Raw genomic sequence first — 13,080 nt, 5'->3', positions numbered from 1 at the left:
TAAGAAACTAACTTACTTGCGCTCCATTCTTTATGGCTGATTTTGAAGTTTTAAGAAGGACAACTTTTCCATCTTTATTTTCAATTCCTAATACCAAGCACTCACTAAAAAAATTGGCTATTTGCTTTTTTTCAAAATTAATAATAGCCACTATTTTTTTATGTAGTAAATCTTCTTTAGTGTATAAATCTGTAATTTGTGCGCTTGATTTTTTAATGCCTAAATCTCCAAAATCTATGGTTAATTGGTAGGCAGGTTTTCTGGCTTTTGGAAAATCATTTACTTCTGAAATAGTTCCAACTCTTACATCTATATTATTAAAATCTTCAAAAGTAATTTCTGGTTTCATTTTTTTATTCATCTATCACAATAAATTCGGTTCTTCTATTTAATTGGTGTTCCGCATCTGAACATTTTACTCCGTTTGCACATTTATTTACAAGTTGGGTTTCACCATATCCACGCCCTGTAACTCTACTTGAGTCAATTCCTTGTGCAATAATATAACTAATAGTTGATTTAGCTCTGCTATTAGATAATTTCATATTATAATTATCAGGAGCTCTACTATCAGTATGTGATTTTATTTCAATTTTAATTTTTGGATATTTTTGTAATATTTCAACTACTTTGTTTAATTCAATTGCAGCATCTGTTCTAATATCAGATTTATCAAGATCAAAATAAATAGGGTTTGTTTTAATCATTTTTTGATCACGTACAGTAATAAATTCTTTGCTATAATCTAACACAATATTTTTTTGAATTGTTTTATTCAATTCATTTGAAGTGTTAATTAGCGTACTGTAAGTGTTATAATTTTTTAAAACACTAACTAGTTTGTATGTTTTATTACAGTTTATTTTATATTTAAAGTTTGCTGATTTATCTAATTTTAAAGTATCAATTTTGCTGTTGTTTTCATAAAGTGTAACTATTGCATCTGGTAATTCTTTTTGAGTGTTAAAATCAATAACTTTTCCTGTAATAAATTGTTCGCATTTTAACGGAGTTAATTCAATATTTTTATATTGAGTTGTAGTAGATGGATTTAAAATCTCCAATTCAATAGGTTGATAATGCTTATTTTCGGTTACAACTTTATAAGTTTCATTACAATTTAGTTCAAAATTATAAGTTCCATCACTGTTCACTATTTGTGAGTTAACTAATTTATTATTTTGATATAAAAGAACTTTTGTTCCGATAGCAATTTGATTCGAATTTTTATTTAAAATTTTTCCTGAAATGAGTTGTGTACAAACTTTACGAGTTAGTTCAATAGTTTTTTTAATAGTTTGAGTGTTTTTATTAGCGGTTATTAATTGAACTGCTGCATCTTCATATGCATCATTAGTTATAGAAATTTGATAAGTTTTATGACAATCTAAATTAATTTCATTTGAAAAATTACCAAGTGATTCATTATTTTCAAAAACAGTTATTTTTGAGTTAGCAATGATTTTTTTTGTTTTTGAATCAATAATATTTAAAGTTAACAACTGATTGCAGCTCATAGGAGCTAGCTCAAAATTTTGCTGAATTGTGGAGTTATAAGCTTTGTTTGTTACAACTTCAGAGGTTAATGTTTCAAAATTTTCTTTTTTGGCAACTACTTTGTATAATTTATCGCATTCAACTTCAAATGTATAGTTTGAATCATTTTTTACATTTTTTGAAGCTATTAATGTGTTATTGTGATATAAATTAAGTGTTACTCCAATTAAAGATTTATTAGTTTCTTTGTTTAAAATGTTTCCTGTAATTAATTGGGTACATTTTTTAGGTGTTAATTTAATTGTTTTACTGATTTTTCTATCATAATCATTATCAGTTTTAAGTACAAATTCGAAGTTTTCATAATGTTCATTACTGATGTTAATTTTATAAGCTTTATTACAAGCTAAAGGAAAGTTAACGAACTCTTTTTGAAGATAATTAGTAGTTGTAAATTGATTATTTTCTGAAATTAATATATTGGCATTTTCTAATGTATTACCAGTTTCTTCATCAACAACTTGAAGCGTTAGTAATTGGTTACAAAGTATTGGGGTGAGCTCTAAATTTTGTTTTAGTTTTTTATTAAAAATGGTATCAATAGCAATTTCAATTTCTAGTGTTTCAAAATGTTCTTTTTGTGCAATTATTGAATAAGTTGAGTTACAATCAAGTTTAAAATTGTATTTTTTTTCAAATTGGTTTATATGAGTTTCAATTAATTCACCATTTTTAAGCAAACTAATTTCAACATCATCAATTTCTTTAGCCGTATTTTTATTATAAACTAAACCAGTAATAATTTGACTGCAATCAGGAAGTTTAGGCTTAAAAGCATAAATATCAACACCTCCAATTCCTCCATTTCTATTAGAGGTAAAATAGCCAGTATTTTTAGTGTTATTAATAACAAAGGCAAAATCATCAAATTTACTGTTTATAGGCTCAGGTAAATTTTCAGCTTTTTGATATGTTCCATTTTTAAACTCACTTTTAAAAATATCTAAATTACCCAAACCTAAATGCCCATATGAAGAAAAATATAAGGTGTTATTTTCATCAATATATGGAAAAAACTCATCATTTGAGGTATTAACATTTGGTCCTAAATTTTTTGGTGCACTAAAGCTTCCATTTTTTGTGATATTTACTACATAAATATCCATACCGCCATAGCCACCATCCATATCTGAAATAAAAAAGAGCTGTTTTCCGTCTTTACTTAATTTAGGGCTTCTTACAGAATAACGTTTGCTATTAAATGGTAGTGGTTCAATATTGCTAAGTCCAAAATTTTTATCAACAGTAGCTTTAAATAAATATAAAGCCTTGCTATTTTTTAAATCACTGTATTTTAATGAGTTATAATAATTGTTCCAAGTAAAATATACCGTTTTTAAATCTTTGGTAAAAGTAACGTCACTTTCAAAAAATTTGTTGTTAATTTCATTAGAGAACCTATCTGTTTCAATGATATCACCATTATCAGTAATTTCTCCGATATACAACTCTAAATATAGCTGACGATTGGTTCTTCGTTTTCTTATTTCATCTTTTTTTGAAGAAGCAAAAATAATAGTATTATTATTCAAATAAGTTACTCCAAATTCAGCATACTTAGAATTTATAGAAGTGTTAAATACTTCATAATTTAGTTGTTGAGAATTTATGGTAAAATGAAATATAAGTAATAAATAAACTATTTTCTTCATTCAATTTTTAATTTTTTTACTTCATTATTTTTTCAAGTACCCAAGCCGGTCCAATAAGTAAAAACTGTAAATCTTTTAAAAACGAAGGCTTTTTACCTTCTAATTTATGTCCATAAAATTGACCAATCCAAGCAATTACAAAAATAATTAATGAGGTGTAAAGTAAGTTAAAATAAATGGACAAGTAATCATTTAAAATTAAACATAAAACTGAAAAAATAAACATTTTTATAAATGTAGAAATTGATAAACGTAGGTAAAAGATCATTAGTAAAATTAGAATGAATGTTGCCCAATTTTCAATATAAGGTTTGTTAATATTTAATAAGTTAACAATCATTTGTCTGGGGATGCTCATAAATATTCCAACAATACTAAAAAAAATAGCAGGAACACAAACAAAATGTATTCTTTGATTTGTTTTGTTTTGATGACTTTCAGAATATTCTTTAAACCATTGTTGTAGTGTTTTCATAATAATTATTTGTTAATACTAATTAACATAATTTAACATTTGATTAAGATTGAATGCTTAATAAATAAACCATCTTTGAATAAAATTTGAACCTGCATAAAGATATAAAATTTTATTTCTTAAAAATATTGTTAAAAATTAACTTAAATGAAAAAGGAGTATACAACATTAAAAATTACATTAGTAGTATTGATCAGCTTATTTTGTTTTACATATGGTTTTTCACAGACTATCAAAGGAATTGTTATTGATGAAGATAAAGTGCCTTTAGAGTTTGTATCTGTTGCTTTGTTACAACCGAAAGACTCTATGTTAGTTAAATATACATCAACAGGACAAGATGGAAAGTTTGAATTATCTGAAATTAAAGAAGGCACCTACTTATTTCAAATATATTTAATGACTTACCAAGCAAATCAAAGAATTTTAAAAGTTGAAAATAAGGATATTGATTTAGGAATTATTAATTTAAAAAGAGAAGTCAATAAACTAAATGAAGTAACTATTAATGCAGTTGTACCCATAAAAATTAAACAAGACACGGTTGCTTTTAATACAAAAGCCTTTAAAGTTAAACAAGATGATAATGTTGAAGATTTAATAAAGAAATTGCCAGGAATCCAAATAGGTACTGATGGCAAAGTAAGCGCTCAAGGTCAAGACGTAACTAAAATATTAGTGGATGGCAAAGAGTTCTTTAATAATGATCAAACCATAGCTCTTAAAAATTTAACTGCTGATGCTGTAAAAAGTGTACAAATAGTTGATGAAGAAAGTGATGATGCAAGGACTACAGGAATTAAAGATGGTGAAAAAAATAAAATTATTAACCTTGTTTTAAAAGAAGGAAAAAAATCTGGTTATTTTGGAAAAATGGGAGCTGGTATTGGTACAAATGATAGATATACTACAAATTTTGATATCAATAGATTTACAAGTAAAACACAATTGGCTGTTTTTGGAAATTTAAATAATATTAACAATACAGGAGCTACAATTTTTAGAAGAGATGGAAGCAGAGGTTCTAGTAATAGTGGGTTTTTAACAACAGGTACAGCTGGTGCAAATTATAATTATGAATTTAAAAAAGATTTAAATTTTAACATAGATTATAATTATGGATATTCTGATAACGAGCAGGAAGAAACTTCTAAAAGAACGGAATTCACAGATGATAAATTATTCACTTCAGATAGGGATAATAAAAGTCAAAATGTTTCTAATAACCATAATGTAAATTTTAGTTTAAGAGATCGATCTAAAAAAGGAGCTTATTTGGAATTTAGGGGGAATTTTAGAAAAGACAATAGAGAGTCTAATAGTTCAAATTCTACAGTTTTTTATAATGAAAATGAATTAGAAGATACCAATAGCGAAAGGACAGCATCAAGTGAAGATGACAGAAATAATGGAGGCTTAAATTTTTCATACAGAAAAAAAATTAATGAAAAAGGTAGAAATATTAGGGTTAGAGCAGGAATTTCATTTGTTGATAATAATGATATGAATTATCAAGAATCTCTCAATAAATTTAATATTTCTGATGCAATCAATTACGAAGAATCTAATGAAATTACTACAAGAAATGAGCTGAATAAAAGTTTAAAATATAATGCTTCATTTAGATATATGGAACCAATTGTTCCTCATCATTTTATAAGTTTTTCTTCGAGCATAGATAATGAAAAATCTGATGAAGATTTAAACCAAATTAAAACCATTAATTTAATAGAGCAAAATCCTTTAATTTATAGTTTAGATTATAATAAGCAGGTTTTTGATAATCAATTAGGGTATGTTTATAGTAAAGATAAGTTTCAATTATACATTTCTGGAGCTTTAGAGTCAATGAAACAAAAATTAGATTTAGACAATATAAAAGTAATAGATAAAACTTACGATAACTTTTTACCAAGAGCAACTGCTAGTTATGAATATAAAAAAGGGAAAAGAATTAGATTTAGGTATAACAAATCAACTTCATTACCAAGTGCTAATCAAGTTTCACCAGTTATAAATGATTTTAATCCGTTATATATTAGTACAGGGAATACAAATTTAACTCCAGAAGAATCTGATAATTATAATCTGATGTTTTATTCGCATGATTTTAAAAATGCCAACAGCTTTTTTTCATTTTTTAGTTATAGTAAAACTACAAATGCTATTGTTTCCAGCAGGAGTATTGATGATAATTATATTCAATATTCAACTTTTGAAAACCATGGTTCAAAATCCAATATAAGAGGGCATTTTAATTTTAGTAGAAAAATTAAAAAGATTGGATTTAGATACAATTTTAGCATTAGTGGCAATGCTAATGATTATATAACAATAATTGATGGAGAATATAATAAAACTAAGAGTAAAGGCGCAAATTTTAATTTAAGTTTAAGTAACGAAAATAAAAACAATATTGATTTAACTTTTGGAGCTAAATATGGTTTGAATAAAACAACGTATTCATTACAAGATAGAGATCGTGATTATTTTGAGCAAAACTATTATTCTAAAGTTGATTTTGATATTACTAATAGTTTAAACTTTAACACACAATTTGATTATACATTATATACCGATAATAATTTTGATTCTCAAAATGTTCCTATTTGGAATATGGCTGTAGAATATGCATTTTTAAAAGGTAAAAGAGGTAATTTAAAATTACAAGTTTTGGATATCTTGGATAAAAATTTAGGTTTGGAAAGAACAAGCAATGAAAATTATTTTGAAGAGACTTATAAGAAAAATTTAGGAACGTATGCAATGTTGAGTTTTACATATAGTATTAAGCCTCCAACAGGTAAAGAAAGTAAAAGAGGTTCTAATAATAGAGGCTGGAGACATAGACATTAAAAATAGTATTTTTTTAAAAAGAGGTTAATTTAGTTATCAACCTCTTTTTTTTCTAATTTTTTAATCATTCGTTTAGCTCTATTATTACCAGAATCTAACGCTAAAGACTTTTTGTAATTTTCAATTGCTTCAATAGTATCTCCATGCTTCATATAAGCCTCTCCAAGACTATCATAAACATTGGAACTCTCAGGGTGAAGTACTACATTTATCTTAAAAATATTAATTGCATTTTCAAATTTTTCAGCTCGCAAATTTTTATAACCTAAAGAATTTAAATCGCCTTCATTAACTGCACTATCCAAAGAGTCTTTTTCTTGTATTGCTTTATAGGCCTCTAAAGCTTTTTCATATTGATTAGTTAGTAAATATTCGCTTGGAATTTTCTCAGTTTCATTTAACTTTCTAAAATTAAACTGAATGCTATCAGTGGTTTCTTTAGGTACAAAAATTAAATATTGTTTATGATTATCTTGATTAAATTTAAATTGAATTTTTTCATTCATTTCCTTTACAAAAAAAGTTTCATCATCAACTTTTAAAGGTTTAATATTAGTAGCTCCTCGCCATTTTAAATATAAATCTGTTTCTTTAAAATAAACTTCTATAATTTCGTCTGAATTGTATAAATAACGTCCAGAAACTTTTTTTATAAATTCAGGACTGTTAGTTTTTGTAGTACAGCTAAAAAATAATGAAAACAATACGAAAGTAGTAATAAATTTAAATCTCATAATAAAGTTGAATTTGGTATATAAAAATAAAAAAATCGTCTAACTAATATTAGTTAGACGATTTTTTTTAGGTATTTGTAACAAATTTATTTTACATTCATTAATTCAACATCAAAAATTAATGTAGCATCTGGAGGAATTACTCCACCTGCACCTTGACTTCCATAAGCTAAGTTTGAAGGAATTACTAAACGAGCTTTGTCACCTACTTTTAACAGTTGTATCCCTTCATCCCAACCAGGAATAACTTGTCCAACACCTATCGTAAAATCAATAGGTTGTTTGCGTTGATATGAAGAATCAAATACTTGTCCATCAATTAATTGTCCTTTGTAGTGAACTGAAACCATATTTCCTTTTTCAGCTTTTTTACCACTTCCTTTTTGCAAAATTTTATAGCGTAACCCACTCGGTGTTTCATCATAGCCAGCCGCAATCTTATCCATTTGTTCTTTAGCTGCTTTTTTAGCTTCTTCTTCTCTTTTAGCTCTTGCACCTTCAAAAACTCTAAAAGCTTCTACAGCATTAAATTGTTCGGCTTCCTCACCAACTCTTATAATTTCAACAGATTCCATTAAATCATTTTGAGCTACTGAATCTACCACATCTTGTCCTTCAACAACTTTTCCAAAAACAGTATGTTTATTGTCTAACCAAGGAGTTGCCACATGAGTGATAAAAAATTGACTTCCATTAGAAGCTGGACCTGAGTTTGCCATGGACAAAATTCCAGGGCTGTCATGTTTTAATTCTGGATGAAATTCATCATCAAAACTGTAGCCAGGAGATCCTGTTCCAGTGCCAAGTGGACAACCACCTTGAATCATAAAATCAGCAATAACTCTATGAAATTTTAATCCATTATAATAAGGCGTTCCTTGTGGTTTTGAATTGTTTTCTAGGTTTCCTTCAGCCAAGGCTACAAAGTTACCTACAGTTCCAGGTGTTTTTTTAAATTCTAAATTTACAATTATTTCACCTTTTGAAGTGTTAAATTTTGCGTATAATCCGTTATCCATTTTCTTATTTTTTTTAAGCAGTGCAAAGATACATGCTTTCGTTTTAAATAAAAGTAATTGAGTTACTTATTCAATTCTTTTAAGATTATTTCTATAGCTTTATCTAATTGTGGTTGCTTACCATCTAAACGATCTTTAAAACTTTCTTCAACATAAATATCAGGGCTTACACCATTAGTTTCGAGATTTTTTCCATCTAAAGTATAACAACCCCAAGATGGTAATCTATAATATGAACCATCTACCAATCCTTTTCCTGATGTAAAAATAATCCAACGGTACGTTTCGGTTCCAACAATGGTTCCTAACCCCAATTCTTTAAAGCCTGTCGCTGTCATTTCAGCATCTGAAAGTGATTGTTCATTAATTAATAATACGATAGGCTTATTTCCATAGTTAAAATTGGATTGCCCAGTTAATTTTCCTTCTCGGTATTTCCAGTTTAAGTAAGTTTTCTGACTTAAAAATTGTAAAACTCCATCATGAACATTACCACCAGTATTATAACGTAGATCAACTATTAAACCATCTTTATATGCTTCATCGCTAACTAAATCTTCTTTAAACTTAATTAACTCTCCTCCGCTCATATTTTTCATATGTACATAAGCTATTTTATTATTGGATTTGGAGTTTACATAGTTTTGATTTGCATCTTGCCACTCATCATACAGTAAATTTCGAATAGTTCCGTTAGATGAAGGGTGAAGGTTGATATTAAATTTTTCACCATTTCTTTGAAGTGTAAGTGTTAATTCATTTTGAGATGAAGGAACTGCAAAATATTGTTCTCTGTTATCTTTTTCATTTACCAAAACTCCATTAACGGCAATTAATTGATCTCCTTTTTTGATGTTTTTCCCCGTAATATCAGTTGGTCCATCTTTTACAATTCTCTCTACAATATATGGGTTGTAATTATTAAAAATAATTCCTGTTCCAATAGTTCTCGTTCCATAATAAATATTTTCTTCTTTTCCGTTTGAATTAAATCCAAAATGAGACGTATTTAATTCTCCCAACATATCATTAAAAATTAATCGAAGATGAGCTCTACTTGTAACATAAGGTAAATAAGAAGCATATTGATTTCTTAATTTTTGCCAATTTTGACCGTGGAAATTTTCATTGTAAAAGTTTTCTTCCATACCCGCCCAAGCTTCATAATACATTTGAACAAATTCTTTAGAAAGTGATTTGTTAAATTTAAAATCAATACTAATTTCTTTTAGTTTGTTAGAAGCTATATTTAAAGTATTAATAGTTCCATTTAACAATAAGTAATTATTTTTTTTGGTAGAAACAAGTTGATAACCTCGAATTCTTTTATCACTAACTTGTTCTATTTTATTTCTTTTAAAAGGTTCAATGGTGGTTTTCCATAATTGTGATTTTCCTTCACTATGGTTAGATACATAAATAATATATGTGGCATCATCTTTTGTAATTACTGATGGATTACCTTGTTGACCAAAATTAGGACTAATTGTTTCTAATCGTTCCATTAACCCATTGGTATTTATATTTACAATAGGTTTATCAGCAATTTTATCATCGTCTTTCTTTTCATCATTTTTTTCTTTCTTTTTTTCTTCAAACAAGGAGTTGTATTTTTCAATTTTATAAGGAGCTTCATATTTATCTAAAGCCATTTTATAAATTTTTGAATTATTGGTTCCAAAAGGATATCCTGGTTGTAATCTATCAGAAGCAAAGTAAATATATTTTCCATCAGAAGACCAAATTGGATTGCTTTCGGAAACCTTGGTTTTTGTTAAATTTATACTTGTTTTTGAAGCTATATTATAAACAAAAATATCGGTTTCAAAATCTCTAAATGCATTGTAAATAATGTATTTATCGTCAGGAGAAAAATAAGGGTTAGCGTTGTAAAATCCCCAAAGTTCATCATGTACAATTACGGTACTTTTAAAATTTTCTAGATCTATTAAATTTATTTCATTTCGTCCACTTAAATAAACACCTTTAGTTCGGTCGCTATTTAAAGTAAGTTGTCTGTTATTCATTGTTGTATTGGTCAACTGTTTTTCTTTAGAAGAGTCATCTGCATTTATAGTAAACCAGTTGTAATAACCTTGAGTTGATTGAGAATATACTAGGGTTTTATTATTTTTCAACCATTTAACCTCTTGTACTGCTTCGTTTAAATTTGTGGTAATTTCTTTGATAAATTTTCCTTCAATATCTGACACAAATAATTTACCTCTTGAAACAAAAGCTATCTTTTTTTCATCCATAGAAATATCAAAATATGAAATTTCACCTTTCACATTATAAGACTGTTCTTTATTTAGAGTATTGTTTTGAAAAATATGAATAGATGGCTTTGTAGTTTTTCCAGTTGCAACATCAAATACATGAATTTGATAATCTTTTCTAAAAACAATTTTTTCACCATTGGCACTTACTTTAGGCCACATTATTGAAGTTGAAAATTTGGTTAACTGTTTTTTGATACCATTTTGAAGAGTGTATAAGTTGTATTCTCCATTTGCTTCATCAGATTTAAAATAAAGTGTTCCTTTTCTATCAAAAGTAGCACCAAAATCTTTACCTCTGTAAGTAGTATATTTTTTAAACTCTTTAGTTTTTTGGTTGTAAGATTTGATATCTGGATTATAATCTCCTTTGTATCTTTTTCTATGTGCGAATCTTCCACTTTCCCAAGATTCGTTAAAGTAAATTTCATCACTATTTGGATCTTCAACAACATTATGAATGGTATTAAAATAATGATCAAACAATCGAGTAGGTGTTGTACCATCTATAGTTACACTATAAGTTGTAACTGAATTTACTCTACCTGAAGTAAAATATATTTTTTTACTATCCCAGCTCCAAGAAGTTACATTGTCATTGCTTTCATGAAAGGTTAGTTGTTTAATTTCACCTCCATCTAAAGGCATTATATAAACGTCATTATTTCCATATTGATTACTTGAAAAAGCTAGCCATTTTCCATTTGGAGAAACGCTCGGGTTAGTTTCCTCTCCGTCCATAGCTGTTAACCTATAAGCATTACCTCCTTCAGTTGCTACTTTCCATAAATCACCTTCGTAACTAAAAATGATTGATTGTGCATTGGGAGTCAATGTTGGAGTTAAAGTGAAATATGCATTTTTGGACTGAGCAAAAGAAGTTATAGTACCGCTTATTAAAAAAGCTGTAAATAGTGTTCTAAAAAGTTTCATAAAAGAATAAATTTAGGTTTGATATTGATTGTATTTTTAAATTTTAAATTTAAAATATTAAACAGCGATTAATCTTATTTTTTTGTTAAAAAAAAATCGCCTAATGGCGATTTTTAAAATGATTAAATATGAGTTAAATTTATTTAGTTTCAGCTTTAAAATTGTTAGTTTGTAAACTGGTATGGTGTTCTATTTTATGCACTTCACTTGTTAATCCACAACCTTTACTTGCTTTACACGAACTTAATGCAATACAAATAATAATTAACGAAAAGAAGTGTTGAATATTTTTTTTCATGTTTATTCTTTTTATTTAAACGCACTAAAATACAAAATATTTTATAAGCATAATTTATTTAAAGTATATATAATAAGCTCTTCAATTGGTTTGTAAGGATCTTCACTAAAGGTTCCGTTAGCTCTATTTGCAATAATGGCATTCATAGAACAAGCCTCATGACCTAATAATTTAGCTAAGCCATATATGGCAGAAGTTTCCATTTCTAGATTAGTAATTTTAATTCCATTAAATTCGAAATTGTCAATTTTGCTATTTAATTTAGGATCTTGAATTGCTAAACGCAATACACGTCCTTGAGGGCCATAAAAACCACCTGCAGTGGCTGTTACACCAGAAAATACTTTATCGCTTAACAATTTAGTTTCAAGTATGTCGCTATTTTTTACAATATAAGGTCTTGATTTTCGAGGACTATAACCTGTATGTTCTATAAAGGCATCTTCTAATTCAGTTTCTAAAATTGATTTGCAGTCATAAGCATGAAGCATTCCATCAAAGCCCAAACCATATTTGGCTAAAACAAAACTGTCAACAGGAATATAACTTTGTAATGAACCTGAAGTTCCAATTCTCACAATATGAAGTTTGGTATGTTCTTTTTTTACAGTTCTAGTTTCTAAATCAATATTTACTAAAGCATCAAGTTCATTCATTACAATATCAATATTGTCAGGGCCAATACCAGTTGAAATGACTGAAATTCTTTTTCCTTTGTAAGTGCCTGTAATTGTTCGAAACTCTCTTTTTTGGGTTTCAAATTCGATAGAATCGAAGTGTTTTGAAACTTTTGGGACTCTATTTTGATCTCCAACAAATATGATGTTTGAAGCGATGTTTTCAGGTCTTAAATTTAAGTGGTAAATACTACCATCGGGGTTCAGAATTAATTCTGACGCTGCTATTTTGTTCATAAAATTAACCGCCAACGCGTTTTATATTATATCCTTCTTTTTTAAGGATTTCCATTATTTTATCTCTATAATTACCTTGTATAATTATTTCTTGATCTTTTACACTACCACCAACTCCACATTTGGTTTTTAATAATTTACCCAATGCTTTTAAATCAGTTTCAGAACCTATAAACCCTGTAATAACTGTTACTGTTTTTCCTCCTCGACCTTTATTTGAAAAGTGGGCTTCTAAATTCTGATTATTTGGTGCTAAAGTTTCTTGATCATCTTGTTTTTCAAATTCGAAATTGTCATTTGTTGAAAAAACAAATCCACCTAAATCTTCTAAACTGTTTAACTTTTTTTTACTCATATTTTTTG

Annotated in this window: 10 protein-coding genes; 1 reads left to right on the top strand and 9 read right to left on the bottom strand. The window is 27.4% G+C overall.

Translation table 11 applies throughout. The features are described 5' to 3' along the window. Window positions 1–7: 7 nt before the first annotated feature. The 3 genes from ACFQZW_RS09940 to ACFQZW_RS09930 are packed head-to-tail and all read right to left on the bottom strand — an operon-like array spanning window position 8 to window position 3,684. Window positions 8–349, bottom strand: coding sequence for a tRNA-binding protein (locus ACFQZW_RS09940; protein ID WP_372800806.1), 342 nt, complete (start codon window positions 347–349; stop codon window positions 8–10). Window positions 350–353: 4 nt separating this feature from the next. Beyond that, window positions 354–3,209, bottom strand: a complete 2,856-nt coding sequence (locus tag ACFQZW_RS09935; RefSeq protein WP_386782735.1) for an OmpA family protein — start codon at window positions 3,207–3,209, stop codon at window positions 354–356. Between the two features lie 16 nt (window positions 3,210–3,225). Then, window positions 3,226–3,684 (bottom strand): Mpo1 family 2-hydroxy fatty acid dioxygenase, encoded by a 459-nt coding sequence (locus ACFQZW_RS09930; protein ID WP_298263064.1) that lies wholly within the window; start codon window positions 3,682–3,684, stop codon window positions 3,226–3,228. A 147-nt stretch (window positions 3,685–3,831) separates the two neighbouring features. On the opposite strand from ACFQZW_RS09930, the gene ACFQZW_RS09925 reads away from it, so the two are divergent. After that, on the top strand, window positions 3,832–6,540 hold the full coding sequence (locus ACFQZW_RS09925; protein WP_386782732.1) for an outer membrane beta-barrel protein: 2,709 nt from the start codon (window positions 3,832–3,834) through the stop codon (window positions 6,538–6,540). Between the two features lie 29 nt (window positions 6,541–6,569). On the opposite strand, the gene ACFQZW_RS09920 is transcribed toward ACFQZW_RS09925, so the two are convergent. The 6 genes from ACFQZW_RS09920 to ACFQZW_RS09895 all read right to left on the bottom strand — a co-directional run bounded on the left by ACFQZW_RS09920 (window position 6,570) and on the right by ACFQZW_RS09895 (window position 13,072). Further along, window positions 6,570–7,274, bottom strand: a complete 705-nt coding sequence (locus ACFQZW_RS09920) for a tetratricopeptide repeat protein (RefSeq protein ID WP_298286343.1) — start codon at window positions 7,272–7,274, stop codon at window positions 6,570–6,572. Window positions 7,275–7,360: 86 nt separating this feature from the next. Beyond that, window positions 7,361–8,293, bottom strand: a complete 933-nt coding sequence (locus ACFQZW_RS09915; RefSeq protein WP_298263061.1) for a peptidylprolyl isomerase — start codon at window positions 8,291–8,293, stop codon at window positions 7,361–7,363. Window positions 8,294–8,355: 62 nt separating this feature from the next. Then, complete coding sequence (locus ACFQZW_RS09910; RefSeq protein ID WP_386782729.1) at window positions 8,356–11,505, bottom strand: S41 family peptidase; 3,150 nt, start codon at window positions 11,503–11,505, stop codon at window positions 8,356–8,358. A 139-nt stretch (window positions 11,506–11,644) separates the two neighbouring features. After that, the gene (locus tag ACFQZW_RS09905; protein ID WP_386782727.1) at window positions 11,645–11,803 is read right to left on the bottom strand and encodes a hypothetical protein; all 159 of its coding nucleotides are present in this window, start codon (window positions 11,801–11,803) and stop codon (window positions 11,645–11,647) included. A 41-nt stretch (window positions 11,804–11,844) separates the two neighbouring features. Next, window positions 11,845–12,717 (bottom strand): nucleoside phosphorylase, encoded by an 873-nt coding sequence (locus ACFQZW_RS09900; protein ID WP_386782725.1) that lies wholly within the window; start codon window positions 12,715–12,717, stop codon window positions 11,845–11,847. 4 nt (window positions 12,718–12,721) lie between these two features. Further along, window positions 12,722–13,072 carry a translation initiation factor gene (locus ACFQZW_RS09895; RefSeq protein ID WP_298263057.1) on the bottom strand — a complete coding sequence of 117 codons (351 nt, stop codon included), beginning with the start codon at window positions 13,070–13,072 and terminating at the stop codon, window positions 12,722–12,724. Window positions 13,073–13,080: the final 8 nt, after the last annotated feature.

The organism is Lutibacter aestuarii (assembly GCF_042676885.1).
Taxonomy (GTDB): Bacteria; Bacteroidota; Bacteroidia; order Flavobacteriales; family Flavobacteriaceae; genus Lutibacter; species Lutibacter aestuarii.
This window is presented reverse-complemented; position numbering and strand designations above follow the sequence as displayed.